The following is a 22,249-nucleotide window of genomic DNA, read 5'->3' as shown; positions in this document are numbered from 1 at the left end:
CCTATATGGGCCGGGTACGCGACCTGGCGAAGGGCGCTTGCGCGGCGTGGATCGAGAAGAACACGGCCGATTGGCAGGCCAAGTATCCGGGGTGGGTGGCGTGATTGGTTTCACGCGAAGGCGCGAAGGCGCAAAGCAGAAGAGGTTCGCGCAGAGGCGCAGAGGCGCAGAGATGCATGCTCGCCGCGCCAGCGGCCCTCAACACGCAGCGCTTACCAAGCTGCTTCGGGTCACAGGGGCGGCTGACGCCGCCGGAGGGCGTGTCTCTGCGCCTCTGCGCCTCTGCGCGAACCTCTTAACTTCCTCTCTTTGCGCCTTCGCGCCTTCGCGTGGATCGAAATGACAGACTTCCTTCTCGAACTCCGCTCCGAGGAAATCCCCGCGCGCATGCAGGAGCGTGCGCGTGAGGACCTGGCCAAGCTGTTCGCCGCCGAGCTGGACAAGGCGGGGCTCAAGGCCGCCGAAATCGTTACCTATGCGACGCCGCGCCGACTGGCGCTGATCGCGCGCGGGCTGCCCGAGCAGACGGCGGCCATGTCGGAGGAGAGCAAGGGGCCGCGCACCTCCGCGCCGCCGCAGGCGCTGGAAGGCTTCCTGCGCAAGACGGGGCTGACCCAGGACCAGTTGGTCGAGCGCGACGGCGTGTACTTCGCCGTGGTGAACAAGCCGGGTCGGGCGACCGCGGCGGTGATTGCCGAAGCGGTGCCGGCGGTGATCCGCGCCTTTGCCTGGCCCAAGTCGATGCGCTGGGGCGCACCCTCGCAATCGACCGAGAGCCCGCGCTGGGTACGCCCGCTCCAGGGCATCGTCGCCATCCTGGGCGAAGAGGTAGTGCCGTTCGAAGTTGCCGGCGTGCAGAGTGGGGTGGCGACGGTCGGCCACCGCTTCCATCATCCGGGAATCATCACCATCGGCAGCGCCGACGATTATGTCGAGAAGCTGCGCATGTGCCATGTCGTGGTAGACGGTGCCGAGCGCCGCAACATCATCGCGCTGGGCGCCAAGATGGCGGCGAAGAAGGCCGGCCTGACGCTGATCGAGGACGAAGGGCTGCTGTTCGAAAATGCGGGGCTGACCGAATGGCCGGTGCCGCTGCTCGGCCGCTTCGACGAAAGCTTCCTGGAAGTGCCGCCCGAGGTGATCCAGCTCACCGCGCGCGTGAACCAGAAGTATTTCGTGTGTTCGGACGCTTCGGGCAAGCTGGCCAACGCGTTTGTGTGCACCGCGAATATCGACCCGTCCGACGACGGGGCCAAGATTGTCGAGGGAAACCAGAAGGTGCTGGCGGCGCGGCTGTCGGACGCCAAGTTCTTCTACGACACCGACTTGAAGACGCGGCTGGGGGATCTCCAACCCAAGCTTGAGAAGATCGTCTTCCACGAAAAGCTGGGCACCGTCGCCGACAAGGTCGAGCGCGTCGCCAAGTTGGCTGAGTGGCTGGCGAGCGAAGGCATCGTCTCGAACTGCGACCCCAGGCTGGCGCGCCGTGCGGCCGAATTGGCCAAGGCTGATCTCGTCACCGGCATGGTCGGCGAATTCCCCGAGCTCCAGGGACTGATGGGCGGCTATTACGCCGCTGCGCAGGGCGAGGACCCCGCGGTAGCCGAAGCGGTGCGCGACCACTACAAGCCGGTCGGGCAGGGCGACGACGTGCCGACTGCGCCGACAACGGTGGCGGTGAGCTTGGCGGACAAGCTCGATACGCTCGCTGCTTTCTTCACGATCGACGAGCGTCCAACGGGGTCGAAGGACCCATTTGCGCTTAGAAGAGCAGTTTTGGGAGTCATCCGGCTCGTCATCGTCAATGATCTGAGATTCGGTTTGCTTAAGCCTCTCTTCCAAGCGTGCGCCGACATTCACTTCAGGCAGCAGCGGAGCCCGATCGATCGAGTTTGGCCCGCTATCGCTGAATACGAAGCTATTAGTCGTAAGCTGATCGACCGAGATGATTTCTTCCGACTCATGCAATCCGCTACTGATCGGGCTAACGAAGATGCAGCCCGGTATGTCGAAGAGGGGGTGACTGACAGTCGTGTTCTGTTCGCTTTCTTCGCCGACCGCCTCAAGGTCCAGCAGCGCGAGGCGGGCGTTCGCCACGACCTGATTGATGCAGTGTTCGCGCTGGGCGGCGAGGACGATCTCGTCCGCCTGCTTGCCCGGGTGCATGCGCTCCAGGCGTTCGTCACCACGGAGGACGGCGCCAACCTGCTCGCCGGGTACAAGCGTGCGGCCAACATCCTCAAGAAGGAGGAATGGGTCGACGTCGAGGCCAAGCCGCTCACCTATGAGCCGCTGCCCGAGGAAGCCGACCTTATCGCCGCGCTCGACGCTGCCGAGCCGATCGCGACCGTGGCGATCCAGCGCGAGGACTTTGCAGGCGCCATGGCCGCGCTGGCCACGCTGCGTGGGCCGATCGATGCGTTCTTCGAGAAGGTAACGGTGAACGACCCCGATCCGGCCAAGCGCTCGGCGCGACTGGCGCTGCTCGCGCGCATGCGTGACGCGGTGCACAAAGTGGCCGATTTCGCCCGGATCGACGGCTAAGATTTATCGGACAATTCTGCCTTTCTGCCCAAGGGCTTCGCTGAAACCGCAATCATCTTCCTCTACTTGGAACCTGACAACGTGGTCAGCGCTTCCTTCATGTTCGCAGGTGCGATAGCGAAACGACCGCTCGCGCGTGGCGCTTCGGCATGAAGGGATGTTGATGACTCAATATGTGTACCGCTTCGGCGGTGGGGTTTCCGACGGCGGCGCGGGCGACAAGAATCTTCTGGGCGGCAAGGGCGCGAACCTGGCGGAGATGGCCTCGATCGGCCTGCCGGTGCCCCCGGGCTTCACCATCTCGACTCAGATGTGCACGCGCTACTACGAGGAAGGCCAGACCTTTCCCGAGAGCGTGAAGGCCGAAGTCGCGAACGGGATCGCGCATATCGAGGGGATTACGGGCAAGCGCTTCGGCGACGCGGCCGATCCGCTGCTGGTGTCGGTGCGCTCGGGCGCGCGGGTGTCGATGCCGGGCATGATGGACACGGTGCTGAACCTGGGGCTGAACGATCAGACCGTGGTCGGGCTGTGTGAGGCAAGCGGCGACGCGCGTTTCGCCTGGGACAGCTATCGCCGCTTCATCCAGATGTATTCCGACGTGGTGCTGGAACTGGATCACGGCCGCTTCGAGGAAGCGCTGGAGATCGCCAAGGAGGATCGCGGCTTCACGCTCGACACCGAGCTGTCCGCGCAGGACCTGCAGGGGCTGGTCGCCGAGTATAAGGGGCTGGTCGAGGAATTGTGGGGCAAGCCGTTCCCGCAGGACGTGCACGACCAGCTTTGGGGCGCGGTGGGCGCGGTGTTCGGATCGTGGCAGTCGGAGCGCGCCAAGGTCTATCGCCGGCTGAACGACATTCCCGGCGGCTGGGGCACGGCCGTCAACGTGCAGGCGATGGTGTTCGGCAACATGGGCGAGACCAGCGCCACCGGCGTCGCCTTCACGCGCGATCCCTCGACCGGCGAGCGGGCCTATTATGGCGAGTTCCTGATCAACGCGCAGGGCGAGGACGTGGTGGCGGGCATCCGCACGCCGCAATATCTGACGCGCGCGGCGCGCGAGCGGGCAGGGGCCAAGCCCGCGTCGATGGAAGAGGCGATGCCGGAGGTGTACCAGCAGCTCGCCGCGGTTTTCGACACGCTCGAAACCCATTACCGCGACATGCAGGACATCGAGTTCACGGTCGAGCGCGCCAAACTGTGGATGCTCCAGACGCGATCGGGCAAGCGCACCGCCAAGGCCGCGCTCAAGATCGCCGTGGACATGGCGAATGAGGGGCTGATCTCGACCGAGGAGGCGATCCTGCGCGTCGATCCCGCCGCGCTCGACCAGCTGCTGCACCCGACGCTGGATCCGAATGCGGCTCGCGACGTGCTGACCAAGGGGCTGCCGGCGTCGCCGGGCGCCGCGTCGGGCTTCGCGGTGTTCGACAGCGACACTGCCGAGAAGCGCGCGGCGGCGGGCGAGTCGGTGATCCTGATCCGTACCGAGACCAGCCCCGAGGACATTCACGGGATGCACGCGGCCAAGGGTATCCTGACCGCGCGCGGGGGCATGACCAGCCACGCCGCGGTGGTGGCGCGCGGCATGGGGCGTCCCTGCGTCTCGGGCGCGGGCACGCTGGCGATCAACGCGCGCGAGAAGATGCTGCGCGTCGGCGGGCGCGAAGTGCGCGAGGGCGATACCGTGACCATCGACGGGTCGACCGGCGAAGTGATGGCTGGCGAAGTGCCGACCGTGCAGCCCGAACTGTCGGGCGATTTCGCAACGCTGATGGAATGGGCGGACGCCAAGCGCCGGCTGAAGGTCCGCGCCAACGCCGAGACGCCGCTCGATTGCCGCACCGCGCGCGATTTCGGCGCCGAAGGCATCGGGCTGTGCCGCACCGAGCATATGTTCTTCGAAGGCGCGCGGATCACCGCAGTGCGCCAGATGATCCTGGTGGAGGACGAGGCGGGCCGCCGCGCCGCGCTCGAGAAACTGTTGCCCGAGCAGCGCAGCGACTTTGCCGAGATCTTCGAGGTGATGGCGGGGCTGCCGGTCACCATCCGTCTGCTCGATCCGCCGCTGCACGAATTCTTGCCGCATGAGGAAGCCGAGTTCGCCGAAGTGGCGGCGGCGGCGTCGGTCGATGTCGAGGTGCTCAAGCGCCGCGCGGCCGAGCTGCACGAGTTCAACCCGATGCTGGGGCATCGCGGGTGCCGGCTAGGCGTGACTTACCCTGAGATTTACGAGATGCAGGCGCGCGCGATCTTCGAGGCGGCGATCGACGTCGCGGAAAAGTCGGGCGACGCGCCGATCCCAGAGGTGATGATCCCGCTGGTCGCCACGCGGCGCGAGCTGGAACTGATGAAGATCGTTGTCGACCAGGCCGCACAGGCGGTTTTCGCGGAGCGCGGCCGGACGATCGAATATCTGGTCGGCACGATGATTGAACTGCCGCGTGCGGCGCTAAAGGCAGGCGAGATCGCTGAGGTGGGCGCGTTCTTCAGCTTCGGCACCAACGACCTGACTCAGACGACGCTGGGCGTCAGCCGCGACGATGCGGCACGCTTCCTCACCAGCTATGTCGAGAAGGGCATCTACGCGAAGGACCCGTTCGTCAGCCTGGACGTCGAAGGTGTGGGCGAGCTGATCGCGCTGGCGGCCGAGCGGGGCCGGGCGACGCGGCCCGACATCAAGCTGGGCATTTGCGGCGAACATGGCGGCGACCCGGCGAGCATCGCGTTCTGCGAAGCCACGGGGCTCGATTACGTCTCGGCCTCGCCTTACCGCGTACCCATCGCGCGGCTGGCGGCGGCGCAGGCGGCGCTCAGGAAGTAGTCAGATCCTCCCCCGGAGGGGGAGGTGGCACGCGCAAGCGTGACGGAGGGGTAGTCTCCGCAAGCTGCATCGCCTGCGGAGACTACCCCTCCACCAGCTTTGCTGGTCCCCCCTCCCCCTCCGGGGGAGGATTGAGGTTTACCCATAATGCTTGGCGTGTTCCTCGTGCCGGCCGGCGCGCAGCAGGCCGGCCTGCTCGCGCCAGTTCGCCGCGGCGATGGCGCCCGGGCCCATGCCCAGCTTCTGCTCGGCGGTCAGCGCCTGATCGATGCGCATGTCCTCGATATCGGCAAAGCTCTTATAGCCCAGCTTGTGGAGCTGCTTGGCGCGCGCTTCGTCGATGCCGCGGATGCGGGTCAGGTCATCGCCGCCGCGCCCGAACCAGCCGCTCGATCCCGTTGCCGCAACCGCGGCGGTGCCGGCGGGGACCGCCACGCCGCCCTTTTCCAAAGCCTGGCGCAGATGAAGGTTCTCCTCCTCCAGCGCGCGCACGCGGGTGTTGCGTTCCTTCAGCTCGGTTTCGGCGCGGGTGCGGAAGCTGCTGTGCGCCAGTTCCTCATTGTGGAACCGTTCGCGCCATTTGCGGTGCCGGGGCGCCAGCGCCAGCCCAAGCAGCAGGCCGGCGATCAGCGCGATCGCCAGCGCGGCCCATTGCGTCGGCGTTTGAAACGGCAAATCCTGCATGGACGACTCCCTTGTTGACCTGGGGGCGGCCTGCGCCTGCCCCACATGCCAACGCGCCGTCGCCACGCGGGTTCAGTTCAGCGCATCAGGTTGTCGCTGATCGAGCACGCCGCCGGGCCCAGGATGACGATGAACAGCACCGGCAGGATGAACAGGATCAGCGGTATGGTCATGATCGCGGGCAGGCGCGCGGCCTTTTCCTCCGCGCGCATCATGCGTTCGTTGCGGAACTCAGCCGACAGCACGCGCAGGGCAGAGGCCAGCGGGGTGCCGTATTTCTCCGTCTGGATCATGGTCGTTACCACGCCGCGAACCGCCTCCAGATCGATACGCGTGGCCAGGTTCTCGAACGCCTGCCGCCGCTCGGTCAGGAAGCCCAGCTCGATCGCAGTCAGCGAGAATTCCTCGCCCAGTTCGGGATAGGCGCGGCCCAGCTCGCGGGCGACGCGGGCAAAGGCGGCATCGACGGTCAGGCCGGCTTCGGCGCAGATCACCAGCAGGTCGAGCGCGTCGGGCAGCCCCTTGCGGATGGCATGGCTGCGCTTGGTGATCGCGTTCTTCAGGTAAATGTCGGGGCCCTTATAGCCAAGGATCAGCGCCCCCGCGACGATCATGTACTTCTTGAGGCCCGAGTAATCGGCAAACGTGTCGGTGCCATAAACCAGGAAGCCCATGAAGCCGCCGAGCAGGATCGGCAGCACCAGCCGGCCAAAGATCACGCCGACGGCCCATTCCTTACGGCGGATGCCGGCCTGGAGCAGCTTGATCTGCGCGGCCTTGACCTGTTCGTCCTGCAGCACCTTCATGCCTGAGAGCAGCGAACGGATGCGGTCGGTGGTCTCGTTCTTCTGGACCAGCTTGGCGCGGCGCTTGCTGGTGGAGGCAGTGATGCCGGCCTTGAGCTGTTCGCGCCGGTCATTCAGCGCCTTGACGCGCTTGGCCATGGGATCTCGCACCGACAGCGCGGTGTAGAGAGCGAACATCACCGCGGCGGCACACACGCCGGCAAGCAGCGTGGCCACCCACAGCACGTCTACGCCTAGCAAAGTTGGTCCGTTGTTCATCGCATCAGATCTCGAAATTGACCATCTTGGCCATGATGAAGGCGCCCAGGCTCATCCAGATCAGCCCGCCCGCGCCAGCGACCATCAGTCGTTCATCGGCGAAGAAGTTGGCCATGTAATTGTTGTTGATGAACCACACGAGCCCGAACACGATGAAGGGAAGCGAGCCGACGATCAGGGCAGAAGCCTTGGACTCCGAAGACATCGCCTTGATCTTCAGTTTCATCTGGCTGCGCTTGCGTAGCACATCGGCCAGGTTGGCGAGCGTTTCGGCCAGGTTACCACCGGTTTCGCGCTGGATGGCAATGGTGATGACGAAGAACTGGAACTCCGGCGTGCCCAGGCGGTCGGCGGTCTCCTGAAGGGCGGCATCCAGCGTCCGGCCGATCTTCATCTTATCGGCGACCGCGCGGAACTCCTCGCCCACGGGACCGCGCACTTCGGCACCCACTACGCCCATGGTTTCGGTGATCGGCAGGCCCGAGCGCAGGCCGCGCACGAGCAGTTCGATCGCATCGGGAAACTTGGCGGTGAAGCTGGCGACGCGGCGCTTGACGAAGAACCCGACCAGAAAGTGCGGCAGCCCCATGCCCAGCGCCAGGCTGAGGAACAGCGCCAGCCACAAAGGCGCGCCGCGCAGCATCAGCAGCGAGGCGGAGACGATGATCAGGCCCAGCGTCACCATGCCATATTGGCCGACGGTCCAGGGCTTGCCCGTCATGGCCAGCCGCTTCTGAAGCTCGGCAGGGTTGGGCAGCAGGCGCAGCGCGGCGGAGTCGGCGCCCGAGCGCGATGCGGTCACGCGGCGGATCTGCGTTTCCACCGCGGCAGGGCCGATACCGCCGACATGGCGGTCACGCACGCTGCTCAGCCGCCGCGATCCCGCGCGCGCCGTGGAAGGACCCGAAAAGGCCGCGATCACCATCGCCAGCACCAGGAAGACGGCGCCGCCCAGCATCATGAATGGCAGCATGTTCACGTCCGTCCGCCTCCAGCCTCGTTCATCGGGGCGACCATGCGCCCGCGAAGGTTACTTCTTTGCCTTGCCCGCCATGCTGATCTTCAGCTTGTCGAGCAGCGACGATCCGCGCGGAGTCTTGCCCGGCGCGGCCTTGTCGGCGGCCAGTTCGGCCTCGCTCATCGCCGTGATCCGCGCCGCCAGATCGGCAAGCGGCTGCATCGCCTTGGCGTTCTTCGCGATCTCGGCAAGCGGCTTGCCCAGCTTGGCGGCCTGGCTGGCCAGCTTCGCGTCGAACGGCACCAGCAGGTCGATCTTGCGCTCGATCGAGGTTTCGAAGTCCTTGCGGCTGATCTCCAGGACCGCCGCGGGCTGCACCTTGTTGGCGGCAAGGATCACCTGGGTTTGGGGCGCGTTGGACTTGAACCAGCTAAGGATGCGGATCGCATCGCGCGCCGCCGCCAGGGTGAGATCGGTGACCAGCACGGCCACCTGCACATCGGTGATCAGGTGCGGATGGTTGACCAGCATGCCGCGCGGCAAGTCGATCACTGTGCACTCGAACGCGCTGCGCATCTCTTCCTGCAACTGGTAGAAGGCAGCCCCGTCGCTCATGATCGGCGAATGGATCGGCGCTTCGGCCGAGAGCACCGCCAGCCGTTCTGAAGCGCGCACCATTGCACGCTCGATGAACAGTCCGTCGATACGGCTGGGATTCTCGATCGCATCGGTCAGGCCGCGGCCCGGCTCCAGGTCGAGCGCCAGCGCACCGGTGCCGAAATGCACGTCCAAGTCGAGCAGCGCGGTAGAGCGGGCATGCTTGTCGCTGAGCAGCCAGGCGAGCGAGGTCGCGATTGTGGACGCACCGGCGCCGCCGCGCGTGCCGATCACCGCGATCGCGCAATGCGCCCGCTCGACCGTCGCATCGACGTGCTTGGGGGCATTCATCGCGCTCTGCGCCTGCGCGAACACGTCGCGCAGGGCGTCCGGATTAAGCGGCTTGAGCAGGTAATCGTGGATGCCGCTGGCCAGCAGGTCGCGGTACAGCCGGACGTCGTTGACCTGACCCGATGCGATGACCACCGTGCCGGGTTCGCACACTTCGGCCAGCGCGTTGATATCGTTCAGCGGATCGCCGGATTCGGACAGGTCGACGAACAGGATGTTGGGGCTGGCCGACACCGACAGGGTCTGGACCGCGTTGCGCAGCCCGCCCTTATTGACCTTTTCAGGCGACCAGCCGAGTTCGACTGCGATCGGGCGCAGCGCCTCGGCAGTCGCTTCGTCGCAGACAAAGGCGACGAACGGGTCGCGGTGCGCAGTACGCGACGGGTTGAACGGCGCGTTCATCGGCCACCTCCAGTGGTTTCGCTGCGAACGGCCGTGCCGCCAGCGCCGGTCGGCGTTGCATTGCGCAGCGCGTTGATGGCCTTGTTTGCGGTGCGCGGGTCGGCAGTCGCCGAGCCGGGTGCGCCCTTCACCAGATCGCCCGGATCGGCCACCATCGCCGCCAGGTTGCTGTTGGTGGCACAGCCATAGTTGGAGGTCGTGCTTGCCGAAAAATCGGGCTGATACTGGCGCGAGAAGTCGGGGCATCCGGGCACACTGGCCTGCATGCGTGTCACGACCACCCGAACGGTGCCCGGCGCGATCTGGCCAACCGTGACCGGCGCCTTCTCGTTGAGCAACAGGCCATAGCGGCCTGCCTCTGCACCGATTTCCTCGCGTCCGGCAGTGCCGGCGCCGCCATCGTCCACGGCGACCTGGTCACCATAGCGCAGGCCCATCGACGCCATCCATCCGGCCAGCCGTTCGCCTTCGCCGGGCGCCAGCGCATAGTCAGCCGTCTGAAGGTCGAGCACATAGAAGTTTCGCTGGACCACCGGCTGGTACACCGAATCCACGCCACCATTATAGGTGCCGCACGCGCCGAGCATCAGCACGGGCGCGAGGAGCAGGGGAGTGAAGCGCGACATGGTTGCGGGTCTCCTGGACATCAGAAGCCGAAGCCGGGGGCCGCAGAGGCGCCCTTCTTCTTCTTGTTGGTGGAGGCAGGTACCGCGCTTGGCTTCACCGCCTGCGTGGCGGGGCGCGCGGGGCCCTGTGCGGCGGGCGTGATTGGCGCCGGCGCCATCGCGCCCACCGTCGGCATGGCGCTGTCAGGCGACATGCTGGGCTTGGGCCGCTCGCCCCCGCTCATGCCGCTCAACTGGCCGCCGATAATCCGTTGCAGGTCATTGGGCGCCTGATACCCGTCGGTCGGCAGGACGATCTGGTTAGCGTTGACCGGCTTCACGAGATACGGCGTGATCACGATCATCAGCTCGGTCTCGTTGCGCTGGAACGCATTGGAGCGGAACAGCGCGCCCAGGATCGGGATGTCGGCGGCGCCCGGGGTCTTGGTGAAGCTGTTATTGTGCGTGTTCTGCATCAGCCCACCGATGACCATGCTTTCGCCCGAGCCCATCTCCACGGTGGTTTCGCTGCGGCGGGTGGTCAGGGCGGGAATCGATATGCCGTTGAACGCTACCGCCCCCGACGCCGAAAGCTGCGACACTTCCGGGCGTACGCGAAGCGAGATGCGGCCATCCGCGAGTACGGTGGGCGTGAACGCCAGGCTGACGCCATATTGCTTGTACTCGATGGAAACGGTGCCAAGCGCCTGCGCGATCGGGATTGGGATCTCGCCGCCCGCCAGGAAGTTTGCCGTCTCGCCCGAAATCGCCGTCAGGTTCGGGGTGGCCAGCGTGGTCACCTGACCGATGGTCTCACCCAGGTCGAGCGAGGCGAGCAGGTCGGTGCCGAGGAACCGGCCCGCCGCGCCAATCACGGTGTTGCCGTTGTTCTGTGCCGGGAAGGTGACCAGCGACCCACCAGGCGCGACGCCCTGCGGCGTCGTGGTCGTTCCGTTGTTATACGTGAAGGATCCCTGGCGGCCCTGGGCAATGCCGAACAGGAAGCCACCGCTGTCGCGGTTGGTGAGGTTCACGCCGATGTTCTTGACGAAGCTGCGGCTTACCTCAGCGAAGCGCACCTGCAGGTTGACCTGCAATGGGGTGGCGGTCTTCAGCCGGTTGATCACCGCCATCTTGAGCGTGGCATTGGGTTCGCTGGTATTCACGCCGGGATTGAGCGCGGCAGTGACCAGCCGTTCGGCCTGCTGCGACTCGTCGGGCGAGGCGACGGTGCCGGTCAGCACCGCCAGCTGCCCCGCGGTGGTGACGCGGATGGCCGCGTCGGGCATCGCGATCTTCAGCATGCGGTCCAGGGCGGTGATGTTCGCGTTCACGCGCACGGTGGTGGAATAGACCACAGCCCCGCTTGCGCTGGTGGCAAAGATCGTGGCTTCGCCATCGGCCTTGCCGAACAGGTTGATCTGGCGCGGATTGGTCACATAGACGTCAGCCACAGTCGGGTTCGACACCCAGACATTGGCAACGCTCTGCGGCAGGGTGATCATCTCACCCTCGCCGATGGAGAGCATCACTTCGCTGGTCGGACGCTGCGAGCCGGCTGGCATCTGGCCCACCCGCGCGCGCTGGCGGCTCTGCGCCATCGCCTCGGCGGGAACGGTTGCCAGCATGGCGGTCAGCGCGGTGGCGGCAAGCGCGCGCGCCGGCAGATTGGTCATTCGCATCACTTGGAACCCCCGAACTGGACTTCGGCTTCGCTGTTGCCGCGCACCACGGTGACCACCGGGCCACGGCGGACCGGGGCGGCTGCGGCGGCCGGAGCGCCCGGCGCGGGTGCGGCGCTGACCGGGCCGCTGCTTTCGGACGCGCTGCTGGTGTTCTTGCCCGGCACGGTGCTGCGCTGGAAGCGGGACACATCGGCGCCGGTGGCAAAGGTGGACGCGCCTTCCATCGGTCGCGCGGCGATCCGAGCGAGCATCGCCTTTTCCTTTCGCGGATCGCCATCGGCGGGAACTTCGACCTCGCCGCTGGCAATGGCCTGCTCCAGCTCGCTCTGATTGTCCGCAATCGAGCGCAACGACAGCGACAGGTCGCCGACGGTCTGCGCCACCGCGATCTTCTCGGCGATCTTGGGCGTCGCCTCCAGCGTCACGTTGGAATAGGTGCTGACAACCGTGTTGCCCTTTTCATCGGTCTGCTTGTCGGTGCGTTGGTCGGTGGCGAGCACGCGCAGGTTGCGCAGGATCGTCTCCGACGCCTTGAGGGGCGGACCATCGCCCCCGCCGGTGACCGACTGCGTGAGCACCAGGTCGACTCGGTCGCCTGGAAACACGAAGCCCGCGACCGAGCTCTGCGCCGACACCGGCACGGTCACCGCGCGCATGCCCGGCCCCAGCGCTGCCGCCAGGAAGCCGCGATCGCCGGGCTTCACCAGCGCGCCCTGGGTGATCGGCTGCCCCGCGGGGATCGCGAAGCGCACCACTGTGCCCTGCAGCTTGGCGGGTTCGCCTTCGCCCTTCACGATATAGGCGCCCTCGACCAGATCCTTGGGCCAGGCAACGAACTTGACGGCCTCTGCGTCGAGGATGGTGCCGACCGGCAGCGCACGAGTCGCGACCATCACTTCAGTGGTGTTCGCCGGCGTAGCCGCAGGTGCTGCGGCTGCCTGAGGGGCAGGCGCGCCGATCACCAGGCTGCGCGCCATGAAGGCAGTGACGATAGCCACCACCAACGCGCCGGACAGCAGGAAGAGCTTGCGTGCATCCATTCGCTTCGAGCCTTTTCAAGAACGCCACCCACTGGTTGCGTCGGCGTTAAACATCACAGAAACTGGTTAAAGATCGGTTCGTTGAGGGTAAGTAGTCCGGCAATCGCGATCGCGACGCCGTACGGGATCTCGATCGGCACCTCGCGACGGTGGCGAATCCAGCGCTCCACCAGGAACAACAGCGTCAGCGCGCCGCCCAGCAGCGACATGACGATCAGCATCCAGATCAGCGGCTGCAACGGCAGCCACAGCGCCAGCGCGCCGATCATCTTCACGTCGCCGCCCCCCATCTGTCCGGCACAAAAGGCGCCAAAGAAAACCGCGAAGACCAGGAGCGCGACACCCAACTGGACCGCCAAGTCGGGCCAAAGCGCAACTCCGTTCACCCACCACCAGGCAGGCGCCAGCAGCGCGATCGCCGCATTCTTCCAGTTGGCGATCTCACGCGTGCGCGCGTCCTGAACCCCGGCGGAGACCAGCAACAGCGCCAGCGCGCCGATCAGAAAGAGTGCGAACGAGTCCCCCATCACGGTTAATCCCTAGACGGGACGGCTTATCAAAACGTAACCACCCCCCATGGCAACTTCCCTGATAGACCGCCGCGCGCTGCCGCCCGGTGCGCAGGTCCGCCGCTGGGCCGCTCAGGACGGTTGGGAAATGCGGGTGTTCGATTGGCGCTCCGACTCGGATGCGCCGCGCGGCTCCATCCTGTTCCAGGGCGGGCGCGGCGACATGGCTGAGAAGTATCTCGAGTCGCTTGCCCACTGGCACGCACAGGGGTGGCACGTCACGTCGTTCGACTGGCGGGGGCAGGGCGGATCGGGCCGCTGCACCAAGGCCGCGAACTGCGGCCACATCGACGATTATGGCCGCTACGTCGCCGACCTGGCTGCGTTCTATGCGGAATGGGCCGCCGCCACGCCGGGGCCGCATGTGGTCATGGGGCATTCGATGGGCGGGCACGTCCTGCTGCGCGCGCTGGCCGAGGAGGCAATTGCACCCGACGCGGCGGTGCTGGTGGCGCCGATGCTCGGCTTCCGCCACGGCATCTTCGGCCCGTTTGCCGAACGTGCCGCGCAGCTGATGGGCGGCATGGGCGACATGGCGCGCCCCGCTTGGAAGGGTAATGAAAAGCCTTATACCACCACCACCCGCAACACGCTGCTGACACACGACACCGACCGTTATTCCGATGAGATATGGTGGCAGACGCACCAGAGCGACCTCCTCACCGGCCCGCCAAGCTGGCGCTGGGTGATCGAGGGGTTCAAGTCGATGCGCCAACTCGCCGGCGATCCGCGCCTGGAGCGCATCGCCACGCCGGTTCTGATGCTGGTCGCGACCGCCGACGCGCTGGTCGATCCGCGCGCGGCGCTGCGCCTCGCCCCGCGCATCCCCGCTTGCGGGGTCGTCACCTTTGGCGCCGAGAGCGCGCACGAAATCCTGCGCGAGGTGGACGCCGTGCGAAACCGCGCACTCGGCGAGATCGACGCCTTCCTTGCACAGCGGGCCCCGACGCCGTGAAGCGGTACGACATCGCCATTGTCGGCGCGGGAATCGCCGGCGCCAGCCTGGCCGCCGAGCTCGCACCGCACACCAGCGTGCTGCTGCTCGAGGCCGAGGAGCGGCCCGGCTACCACGCGACGGGCCGTTCGGCTGCCTTCTGGTCGGAAACCTATGGCGGGCCGGGCATCCAGCCGCTCACCACGGCCTCAGGCCCGTCCCTGCGCGAAGGCGGCTTTCTCGACCCGCTCGGCGCGCTGCACATCGCCCGGAGTACGGAGGCGGGGGCAGTCGACGCGTTCCTGGCCGAGTTCGCCGGCACCGGCGTCGAGTTGCACGCGGTCGATCCGCGCGGCTATCTGCCTGGCTTGCGCCCCGACTGGACGCTCGGGGTCTTCGAACCGAGTTGCGCCTATATCGACGTGGCGGCACTGCACGCCTGGTATCTGGCGGCGGCGCGCAACGGCGGCGCAGACCTCGCCGTATCCGCCGGCCTTCAGACCGCGCAGCGCGATGGCGCAGGCTGGCAGTTGCGCACCGAAGCGGACAGTTTCTCCGCTGGGCTGCTGGTCAACGCCGCGGGCGCCTGGGCCGACTCGGTCGCGCAAGCCGCGGGCGCGCGCCCGCTCGGCATCCAGCCGTACCGCCGGACCATGCTCCAGCTCGAGACCGATCCGGCGCCCCCGACATCGGCCCCGCATGTCCAGCACATCGGCGGCAGCTTCTACTTCAAGCCCGAAGCCGGCGGCCGCCTCTGGCTCAGCCCGCATGATGAAACCGCCAGCGACCCGTGCGATGCCGCGCCCGAGGAACTGGACGTCGCGCTCGCCATCCACCGGTTCGAGCAGGTGGTCGATTGGCGCGTCGCCCGGCTGGAGCATAAATGGGCGGGGCTACGCAGCTTCGCGCCCGACCGCCTGCCGGTTTATGGCTTCGATGCGCAGGTGCCCGGCTTTTTCTGGTGCGCGGGGCAGGGCGGGTTCGGCATCCAGACCGCGCCCGCCGCCGCCAAGCTTGCCGCCGCGCTGCTGGTGGGTCGGACCAGCGATACCGGCATCGACCCGGCACCCTATGCTCCAACCCGCTTCTAGATGGACGCGCGGCCCCCAAGCATTTCGAGCATCAGGGATATCAAAGCTTTTGGCGGGAACGACTCGCTAGGACGCTGCGTATCGGCTAGAATGACGAACATGGCCGCAACCGCACTTCCGCATGATTTCTCCGTCGATGTGGCACAGGATGACATCGACTTCATGGGGCATGTGAACAACGCCAGCTATTTGAAATGGGTGCAGGCCGCGGTGATCGACCATTGGCAGCGCCTCGCGCCCAGCGACGTCGTCGGCCAGCATCTGTGGGTCGCGCTCAAGCACGAGATCACCTATCGCCGCCCCGCGTTCCTTGAGGACGAAGTGGTCGCCACCGTGCTGCTCGAAAAGGTGCATGGCGCCCGCGCTTTCTACGAAACCGTTATCAAGCGCGGTTCGGAAGTGCTCGCCGAAGTGAAGTCGAGTTGGTGCTGCCTGGACGCAGAAACGCTCAAGCCTGCGCGTCTGGCCCAGAACGTCATCGATCGCTTCTTCGTCAAGGAAGGCTGAGCCTCCTCAAGTCGCCGGAAGTTAAGTATCCAGAGGCGGCGGCGGGATGGCGCGCCGCCTCTGCAATCACACGGGTGCGGCCGGAACGCAGGTCATCGCTCGGCTAGAGCGCCGCTCCATACAGCGCATGATGGGTGAGGATGAACAGCGTGCGCCGGTCCGACCCGCCAAGCACCAGCTGGAGCGGGCGCTCGGGCACGTCGATGCGGCGTAACAGCCGTCCGTCCGGCCCGTAGACGAACACCTGCCCATTCGCGACATAGAGATTGCCAGCATCGTCGCGGGCCACGCTCTCGCCACCGCGATCGGCGACGACCTTCAAATCGGTCACGCGGCCGGCATCGCCCACCACGCCGCTATAGGTCCGGTTCTCCGACGCGTTGGTCAGCACGACACGGCCGTTCGCATCGGCCGCCACCAGCCCATGCGCGTCGAGCGTATCCGACCAGCGCCAGCCGCGATGATCGTCCGGACCCTGGTTCCACACCCGGAAGGCAGGCAGCACCAGCGATCCATCGGGCGAGACATATTCCTGCGGCTTGGCTTCCCCCATCTTCGAGGTGAAGAACTCGGAAAGTGGCGGATAGGCATAGGTCTTGGGATCGATCCGGTCCGCAAACTCGCCATTGGCCCAGACATTCACCGGCAGCAGCGTCGCTGCTCCCTTGCGCGCGCGCGTGGCCGTGGGGGCGATCACGCGAACATCATGCGGCTTTTTGGGGTCGATGCTGAAGACGGTGCCATCGCGCCCGGCAGAAGAGAGCACCATCAGGTCACCCGAACGGTCCACCGCCAGGTTCACCCCGTCAACCGGCGCGTCGGCGACGATCGACAACCCTTCGGCCTTGGACCAGCCATGGATGCGCTGGAAGAAGCGGTCAATGAAGTACAGCTTGCCGTTGGCGTCCACCGCCCCGCCGGCGATCGAATAGAAGCCGTCGGCCAGCTTTTGGACCCCCGGCGATACCGGGATCGCGGGCTGCGTCGCAGCGGCCGTGGGTGCTGCCGGCAGGTCGAGCCGCGCGAACTCGCGCTCGCGGACCTCCTGCTGGCGCGTCATGTCCTTGATCGAGTTCTCGAACGGGAACTTGCTCGCGCGCAGAAACGTGCCGCAGCCCTTGGTGTCGCAGCTCGCAAAGCCGCTCTCGGCGTTCACATGGACGTTACGGAAGCGGATCTCTGCCGAATTGTACAGCTTCACCGCCGCGTCCATCGGCTTGATCGTCCGCGTCACGCGATAGCCGTGATAATTGGCGAACAGGATGTTGCGCGAGTTGTGGAACTCGGTGGAGACCGCGTTGACGCCGTCCTGCACTTCCTGCTCGGTCTGGGGCGCCAGGAACTCCCAATTCTCGACGTTCTTCAGCACGATTTCGGCGCGGTAATGATGCTCGGCCGACAGCTGGTAGACATGGCCCGGCGTCTTGGTGTCCGACACATAGAAGCCCGCCGAAGACAGCGTGTTGGGCGACCACAGCGCCGCAAAGGTACCGCCGCCGCCATCCGTCACCCAGATGCTGGGATATTGGCCGTCAAAGCGTGCACGCGGATCCCCAAAACCGATCGGACTACCTTTGGTCAGCACGGTGCCGCCACCGCCCTGGATCTTGACGTCGTTGACTTCCGACGCTTCGCCGGCACGCCATAGCAGCGCAGTCGCGCGCGGGTTCACGCCCCCGGTCCACAGCCCCAGGCCGTGCACGATGGCGTTGCCGCCCTTGGCGCTCTGGATCAGCGCCTTGGGGCCGCCCACGCCCATATAGGCGGGCGTCTCGTCAGGCAGATAGATGTGGGTGAGGCTAGGGTGGAGCGCGATCAGCACGCTGTCGGGCCGCAGCTTCAGCGTATCGGTCACGCGATAGCGGCCCATCGGGAAATACAGCACGCGGTGGGTGTCGATCGCCCGCTGGAGCGCGGCGGTATCGTCGGTGGTGTCGTCGCCCTTTACGCCCAGGTCGCGGACATTGGTCCATTGCGACACCGGCGGTAGCGCGCGGATCTTCGGTGCAGGCCGCGCCGGCGCGCGGCGGAGCGGCGCCATCTCCACGTCCGTCGCATAGTCGCCGATCGTGCCCAGCCCCGGCAGCTTCAATCCGTAGGAGAAGTCCTTGACCTGATAGCGGGCGCCGGAGCCCGCCACGGTCTTCCCGCTGTCGCGGAAGCGCGCAAAGGTCGGCGTGTTGACCGCCACCGCATCGGCAAAGCCGACTTGGGTGAAGACGCTGTTTTCCTCGGAAACCAGCACGGCTGCGTTCGACACATTCTCGAACCGCACCTGCTTGCCGAACAGCGAGTCCGAATAACCGCGATCGATCTCGATCCCGACCGGCGTGTCCTTGATTGACACGTTGACCAGGGTCAGATCCACTTCATGCTCGCGAATCGCCGCGTCGCGCTGGCCCTGGAACTCGGAATCTATCAGCGTGAACTGCCAGGCGGGCGACGTCTTTTCCGACATGATGCCATAGCGCCCGCCAAAGAAGCGCAGATTCTCGAACTCGTTGCCGGCCTGATAGACGCCGGCGAGGCCCGATCCGGTGTGGAAGTCGACATGGCGCAGATAGCCATGCTGCGCGACGCGGAATCGCACCGCGACCGCACCAGCATTCCCCGCACCGATCCGGAAATTCACATTGGAAAGTGCCGAGTAAAAGGTGCTCGACGTCGCATCGAAGATGTTGGGATTAAAGGGTACGCTGGTGGGCGGCGGAACCGGCACCTTGCCAGCGCGGTACTGGTCCTCGCCGGTGAAGCTGACCATCGCCGCGACGCCCGAGCCAAAGCCCGTGCTGTTGTCGGCCAGCACGATCTCGGGCCGAGTGGGGCCTACGCCGAACACCCGCACTGCTGATCGCACAAAGATCGTGCGGCTGATCCGGTAGCGGCCAGAGGGCAGGAAGACGACGCCCCCATGGCCGCTCTTGGCGGCGGCATCGATCGCCTGCTGGATCGCGGCGCTGTCGTCGGCGACCCCATCGCCGACACCGCGCACGGTTATTGCGCGCGGATCGTTGGGAGCACTGCGATACACGGAGGGAGATTGCGCAAGCACCGGCAGCGGCGCCATGATCATCGCTGCGCCAAGCAGCCACTTCGCCTTCATATCTCCGCTCCCCATTTTTTATGTTCTTGTCGTATAGGTTCACGCGCGATGCGGCATGCACGACCAAAGTCGTAGCAGGTGCCCGCCGCGGTGCGCCGGCATCAGGCTGCGCGGAAACTCAGTGCTTCGGCGGCGATTGCGACCTGGGTACGGTTGCGCACGTTCAGCTTGCGCATCAGCGCGGTCATGTGCGCCTTCACCGTGGTCTCGGCGATCCCAAGATCATAGGCGATCTGCTTGTTGAGCTGGCCCGAGCGGACACCGCGCAGCACCTTGATCTGGGTGGGAGTCAATTGCAGAACCGGCGGCGGCGTGGCAGCGTCGGTATCCGATTTGCTCAGATCCTGGGCGATCCCTTTCATCGTCATCCTCTCCTGATCGGCTTGTGGCCGTTGCTCGCCGCGGCGTTCGCACCAGGCGAGATTGCTATCCACCAATCCATCTTTTCGCAGATTCGGTTGGACAGGTTTTATGTATGATCCCCTACTTTGCTTGCCGGCAAGCCTTTTTTGTTGCCGACTATCAAAAAGCTGTCCTACAGATCGTTCAGGCAGGCGAATGCGCCGCCACCACAAAGGGAGAGGCTGGCATGGTCCAGGCACGGAAGCTTTTCGGGTGCGCGCGGGGAGGCGTCCGATGACCGGCGGCGATATTCGCCTGGTTGTCGCGGCCTTGGTCGGTATCCTGCTCGCGGTCGTGATGATCGTTCGCGGCCGGCTGCACCCCTTCCTCGCCTTGCTGTGCGGCGCCTTCGCCGTGGGCCTGCTCGCCGGGCTGCCGTTGCCCGATACGGCCAAGGCCGTGCAAAAGGGCGTCGGCGACATCATCGGCGGTACCGGGCTGGTGGTCGCGCTCGGCCTGTCGCTCGGCGCGATCCTCCATCTGTCCGGTGCGGCGGCTTCGCTCGCCAAAGGGGCGTTGCAGCTGACCGGCATCCGCGCCGCGCCTTGGGCGACGCTGGGAATAGCGATCGTGATCGGTCTGCCGCTGTTCTTCGAAACGGGAATGGTGCTGCTGCTGCCGATCGTGATCGCCGCGGCAGAGGAGATGGCTGGTCCCGATCCCGCTACCCGCGATGCGGCCAAGCTGCGGCTGATCATGCCCGCACTTGCCGGCCTGGGCGTGGTGCACGCGCTGGTTCCGCCGCACCCCGGCCCACTGCTCGCCGTCGAGGCGCTGGGCGCCAATCTGGGCAAGACGATGCTCTATGGGACGCTCATTGCTATCCCAACGGCGATCATCGCGGGTCCGGTGCTCGCGCGCTTCACCACGCGCGGAGTGCGGCTGACGCCGCCGGTGCTTCACGACCACCGCCTGGCGATCGCCACCCCGTCGCGCGCCTTGTCGCTGCTGATCGTGCTGCTGCCCGTGTTGCTGATCGCGGTGGGCGAGCTGGGGCAGATGGTGCCCGGCTTTCGTCGCGCGCCGGCGCTGGTTGCGGCCAGCAACCCCGTGATCGCGCTGCTCGTGACCAACCTCATTGCGCTTCCGGCACTGTTCGGGCGGCGGCTGCGTGAGGCGAAGATCCAGGACGCGGTGTGGCATGAGACCATGGAGGCGGCCGGTGCCATCCTGCTCGCCATCGGGGCAGGCGGCGCCTTGAAGCAGGTGCTGGTGACTGCGGGCTTGTCCGATCTGCTGGCGCGACTGGTGCTGATGCACGCCATCTCACCGTTGCTGCTGGGCTGGCTGGTCGCGGTGGGTATTCGCTTGGCCGCCGGTTCGGCGACGGTGGCGACGATCACTGCGGTGGGTATCATGCCGGGCGTGGTCGCGAGTTCGGGTGTATCGCCCGAACTGGTGGTGCTGGCGATCGGCGCAGGCTCGGTGTTCTTCAGCCATGTCAACGATCCCGGCTTCTGGCTGGTGAAGAGCTATGTCGGCACCAGCACGGCGGACACGTTCCGCACCTGGTCCCTGCTGGAAACCGCGATCTCGGTCGTCGGCCTCGCACTGGTGATGGCGCTGTCCTATGTGCTCTGATCAGGGGCAGCGTGGAGGGCATCGGTGAGCGAAGGCCGCTTGGCCGATCGCGCCTACGCGGCGATCGTGCAGATCATCAACGATGAAGGGCTGGTCAGCGGCGATCGCCTGCCGTCGGAGGCGCGGCTCGCGCAGATGTTCGGCATGTCGCGCACCATTGTGCGCGAAGCGCTCGCGCGGCTCGCCTCCGATGGTGTGACGGAGGCGCGGCTGGGCGCTGGATCCTATGTGAAGCGCCGTCCGTCCGAACGCCTGGGCACCCATGTCGCCATGGACGCGCTTGCCGCGACGCTCGGCACCTACGAGGTCCGTTTCGTGCTGGAGGCAGAGGCGGCGCGCCTGGCCGCCCAGCGCCGCTCGCACCAGCAGCTCGACACGATCGAGAGGGCGCTGACCGCGCTGCGTGGCGCGCTGCTTTCCAACGCGCCTGCGCACGACGAGGACTGGCTGCTGCACCGCGCGATCTTCGAAGCGACGGGCAATGCGGCATTCCTGCCGGTGTTCGACCATCTGCACGACGCCGTCATGCAGATCCTGCGCGCCGGCGTCGAAATCTCGCGCTCGCGCCCGCCTGAGGTGATCGGCGCGATGATGGAAGAACATGACGCGATTGTGGAGGCGATCCGCGCGCGCGATGCGGACGGCGCAGCGCTGGCAATGCGCTGGCACCTGTCACAGGGACGCAAGCGCCTGATGCCGTAACGCTCAGCCAAGCGCGGTAACCGACTGAACCCAGCCCAGCACATCGGCGGACAGCAGGGCAGGGGAGCGGGTCGCATCCACCCGCAGCGCGTACTCGTCTGCAGCGGGGCGCTCCAGCGTCGCCAGTTGGCTGTCGAGAAGGCTGGGCGGCATGTAATGGCCCGGGCGGTTAGCCAGCCTGCGTGCGATCTCCGCCCGGTCGGTGTCGAGCAGCACGAAGAACAATGGCACGGACGAGGTGGCGCACAACCGTTCGCGATAGCTACGCTTCAGCGCCGAGCAGGCGGCAACCGCCCGCCCATGCTCCATCGCCGCCTGGCCGATCGCGTTGCCAAGGGCACCGAGCCAGGGCCAGCGGTCCTCATCAGTGAGTGGATGACCCGCCGTCATTTTGGCGACGTTAGCGGATGAATGGAACGCGTCACCCTCGAGCACGGGGCAGTCGAGCATCGTCGCCAGATGCTCTGACAGCGTTGACTTACCGCTACCGCTGACGCCCATCAGGACGATGGCATGCGTCCCTGCGGATTGTTCCTGAAGCTTGTGCACCGCCGCCCCTGCTCTCACTCAGCCAGTTGGCCGGACCATCAGCGGTATCCCGTGTCG

18 protein-coding genes and 1 pseudogene are annotated in these 22,249 nt (G+C 66.3%); 8 read left to right on the top strand and 11 right to left on the bottom strand.

Annotated elements, in window-relative coordinates; all coding sequences use genetic code 11:
* From LQ953_RS11740 to ppdK, 3 genes and pseudogenes are all read left to right on the top strand, one after another.
* Positions 1-104: pseudogene (locus LQ953_RS11740) on the top strand (glycine--tRNA ligase subunit alpha); the annotation flags it as partial.
* Positions 105-339: 235 nt separating this feature from the next.
* Positions 340-2,544 (top strand): glycine--tRNA ligase subunit beta, encoded by a 2,205-nt coding sequence (gene glyS / locus LQ953_RS11735; RefSeq protein ID WP_231031091.1) that lies wholly within the window; start codon positions 340-342, stop codon positions 2,542-2,544.
* A 163-nt stretch (positions 2,545-2,707) separates the two neighbouring features.
* Positions 2,708-5,368, top strand: a complete 2,661-nt coding sequence (gene ppdK, locus LQ953_RS11730; protein ID WP_231031090.1) for a pyruvate, phosphate dikinase — start codon at positions 2,708-2,710, stop codon at positions 5,366-5,368.
* A gap of 138 nt (positions 5,369-5,506) precedes the next feature.
* Here ppdK and LQ953_RS11725 read toward each other — a convergent pair whose 3' ends face one another.
* The 8 genes from LQ953_RS11725 to LQ953_RS11690 form a co-directional block, all read right to left on the bottom strand.
* Complete coding sequence (locus LQ953_RS11725; RefSeq protein WP_231031089.1) at positions 5,507-6,052, bottom strand: hypothetical protein; 546 nt, start codon at positions 6,050-6,052, stop codon at positions 5,507-5,509.
* Between the two features lie 77 nt (positions 6,053-6,129).
* Positions 6,130-7,116 carry a type II secretion system F family protein gene (locus LQ953_RS11720; protein ID WP_231031088.1) on the bottom strand — a complete coding sequence of 329 codons (987 nt, stop codon included), beginning with the start codon at positions 7,114-7,116 and terminating at the stop codon, positions 6,130-6,132.
* A gap of 4 nt (positions 7,117-7,120) precedes the next feature.
* Entirely contained in the window at positions 7,121-8,095 is a 975-nt protein-coding gene (locus LQ953_RS11715; protein WP_231031087.1) for a type II secretion system F family protein, read from the bottom strand.
* 51 nt (positions 8,096-8,146) lie between these two features.
* Complete coding sequence (locus LQ953_RS11710; RefSeq protein WP_231031086.1) at positions 8,147-9,424, bottom strand: AAA family ATPase; 1,278 nt, start codon at positions 9,422-9,424, stop codon at positions 8,147-8,149.
* Positions 9,421-10,050 (bottom strand): CpaD family pilus assembly protein, encoded by a 630-nt coding sequence (locus LQ953_RS11705; RefSeq protein WP_231031085.1) that lies wholly within the window; start codon positions 10,048-10,050, stop codon positions 9,421-9,423. Before LQ953_RS11705 ends, LQ953_RS11710 begins: the two co-directional genes overlap by 4 nt.
* 20 nt (positions 10,051-10,070) lie before the next feature.
* Entirely contained in the window at positions 10,071-11,711 is a 1,641-nt protein-coding gene (locus LQ953_RS11700; RefSeq protein ID WP_231031084.1) for a type II and III secretion system protein family protein, read from the bottom strand.
* Positions 11,711-12,754, bottom strand: coding sequence for a Flp pilus assembly protein CpaB (gene cpaB / locus LQ953_RS11695; protein ID WP_231031083.1), 1,044 nt, complete (start codon positions 12,752-12,754; stop codon positions 11,711-11,713). The genes LQ953_RS11700 and cpaB overlap by 1 nt, the downstream gene beginning before the upstream one ends.
* A gap of 53 nt (positions 12,755-12,807) precedes the next feature.
* The gene (locus LQ953_RS11690) at positions 12,808-13,281 is read right to left on the bottom strand and encodes an A24 family peptidase (RefSeq protein WP_231031082.1); all 474 of its coding nucleotides are present in this window, start codon (positions 13,279-13,281) and stop codon (positions 12,808-12,810) included.
* Positions 13,282-13,330: 49 nt separating this feature from the next.
* Between LQ953_RS11690 and LQ953_RS11685 the strand changes: the two genes are divergently transcribed.
* The 3 genes from LQ953_RS11685 to LQ953_RS11675 all read left to right on the top strand — a co-directional run bounded on the left by LQ953_RS11685 (position 13,331) and on the right by LQ953_RS11675 (position 15,855).
* On the top strand, positions 13,331-14,278 hold the full coding sequence (locus tag LQ953_RS11685) for an alpha/beta fold hydrolase (protein ID WP_231031081.1): 948 nt from the start codon (positions 13,331-13,333) through the stop codon (positions 14,276-14,278).
* A complete protein-coding gene (locus LQ953_RS11680; protein ID WP_231031080.1) occupies positions 14,275-15,348 on the top strand; it encodes an NAD(P)/FAD-dependent oxidoreductase in 1,074 nt (357 codons plus the stop codon). Before LQ953_RS11685 ends, LQ953_RS11680 begins: the two co-directional genes overlap by 4 nt.
* Before the next feature lie 99 nt (positions 15,349-15,447).
* Positions 15,448-15,855, top strand: a complete 408-nt coding sequence (locus tag LQ953_RS11675; protein WP_231031079.1) for an acyl-CoA thioesterase — start codon at positions 15,448-15,450, stop codon at positions 15,853-15,855.
* Between the two features lie 103 nt (positions 15,856-15,958).
* On the opposite strand, the gene LQ953_RS11670 is transcribed toward LQ953_RS11675, so the two are convergent.
* A complete protein-coding gene (locus LQ953_RS11670; protein WP_231031078.1) occupies positions 15,959-18,958 on the bottom strand; it encodes a glycosyl hydrolase family 28-related protein in 3,000 nt (999 codons plus the stop codon).
* Positions 18,959-19,059: 101 nt separating this feature from the next.
* Positions 19,060-19,320: a helix-turn-helix domain-containing protein gene (locus LQ953_RS11665; protein WP_443026576.1), complete on the bottom strand. Its 261-nt coding sequence runs from the start codon at positions 19,318-19,320 to the stop codon at positions 19,060-19,062.
* 274 nt (positions 19,321-19,594) lie between these two features.
* Here LQ953_RS11665 and LQ953_RS11660 point away from each other — a divergent pair, with 274 nt between their 5' ends.
* Both LQ953_RS11660 and LQ953_RS11655 read left to right on the top strand, forming a co-directional pair.
* Positions 19,595-20,941 carry a GntP family permease gene (locus tag LQ953_RS11660; RefSeq protein ID WP_231031076.1) on the top strand — a complete coding sequence of 449 codons (1,347 nt, stop codon included), beginning with the start codon at positions 19,595-19,597 and terminating at the stop codon, positions 20,939-20,941.
* 24 nt (positions 20,942-20,965) lie between these two features.
* Positions 20,966-21,643: a FadR/GntR family transcriptional regulator gene (locus LQ953_RS11655; protein ID WP_231031075.1), complete on the top strand. Its 678-nt coding sequence runs from the start codon at positions 20,966-20,968 to the stop codon at positions 21,641-21,643.
* A gap of 3 nt (positions 21,644-21,646) precedes the next feature.
* Here the strand turns inward: LQ953_RS11655 and LQ953_RS11650 are convergent, their stop codons facing one another.
* A complete protein-coding gene (locus LQ953_RS11650; RefSeq protein ID WP_330999421.1) occupies positions 21,647-22,192 on the bottom strand; it encodes a gluconokinase in 546 nt (181 codons plus the stop codon).
* Positions 22,193-22,249 lie beyond the last annotated feature (57 nt).

It is taken from the genome of Sphingomonas sp. IC-56 (assembly GCF_021043375.1).
GTDB lineage: Bacteria > Pseudomonadota > Alphaproteobacteria > Sphingomonadales > Sphingomonadaceae > Sphingomonas.
The sequence above is the reverse complement of the archived record's forward strand: the minus strand, read 5'-3'. Positions and strand labels throughout refer to the sequence as shown.

Bases quoted from the DNA above. Each gene is read 5' to 3' on its own strand.
- LQ953_RS11700 (WP_231031084.1), bottom strand. From the start codon at position 11,711: ATGCGAATGACCAATCTGCCGGCGCGCGCGCTTGCCGCCACCGCGCTG.
- glyS (WP_231031091.1), top strand. From the start codon at position 340: ATGACAGACTTCCTTCTCGAACTCCGCTCCGAGGAAATCCCCGCGCGC.
- LQ953_RS11705 (WP_231031085.1), bottom strand. From the start codon at position 10,050: ATGTCGCGCTTCACTCCCCTGCTCCTCGCGCCCGTGCTGATGCTCGGC.
- LQ953_RS11660 (WP_231031076.1), top strand. From the start codon at position 19,595: ATGACCGGCGGCGATATTCGCCTGGTTGTCGCGGCCTTGGTCGGTATC.
- cpaB (WP_231031083.1), bottom strand. From the start codon at position 12,754: ATGGATGCACGCAAGCTCTTCCTGCTGTCCGGCGCGTTGGTGGTGGCT.
- LQ953_RS11710 (WP_231031086.1), bottom strand. From the start codon at position 9,424: ATGAACGCGCCGTTCAACCCGTCGCGTACTGCGCACCGCGACCCGTTC.
- LQ953_RS11685 (WP_231031081.1), top strand. From the start codon at position 13,331: ATGGCAACTTCCCTGATAGACCGCCGCGCGCTGCCGCCCGGTGCGCAG.
- LQ953_RS11670 (WP_231031078.1), bottom strand. From the start codon at position 18,958: ATGAAGGCGAAGTGGCTGCTTGGCGCAGCGATGATCATGGCGCCGCTG.
- LQ953_RS11675 (WP_231031079.1), top strand. From the start codon at position 15,448: ATGGCCGCAACCGCACTTCCGCATGATTTCTCCGTCGATGTGGCACAG.
- ppdK (WP_231031090.1), top strand. From the start codon at position 2,708: ATGACTCAATATGTGTACCGCTTCGGCGGTGGGGTTTCCGACGGCGGC.
- LQ953_RS11720 (WP_231031088.1), bottom strand. From the start codon at position 7,116: ATGAACAACGGACCAACTTTGCTAGGCGTAGACGTGCTGTGGGTGGCC.
- LQ953_RS11665 (WP_443026576.1), bottom strand. From the start codon at position 19,320: ATGAAAGGGATCGCCCAGGATCTGAGCAAATCGGATACCGACGCTGCC.
- LQ953_RS11690 (WP_231031082.1), bottom strand. From the start codon at position 13,281: ATGGGGGACTCGTTCGCACTCTTTCTGATCGGCGCGCTGGCGCTGTTG.
- LQ953_RS11725 (WP_231031089.1), bottom strand. From the start codon at position 6,052: ATGCAGGATTTGCCGTTTCAAACGCCGACGCAATGGGCCGCGCTGGCG.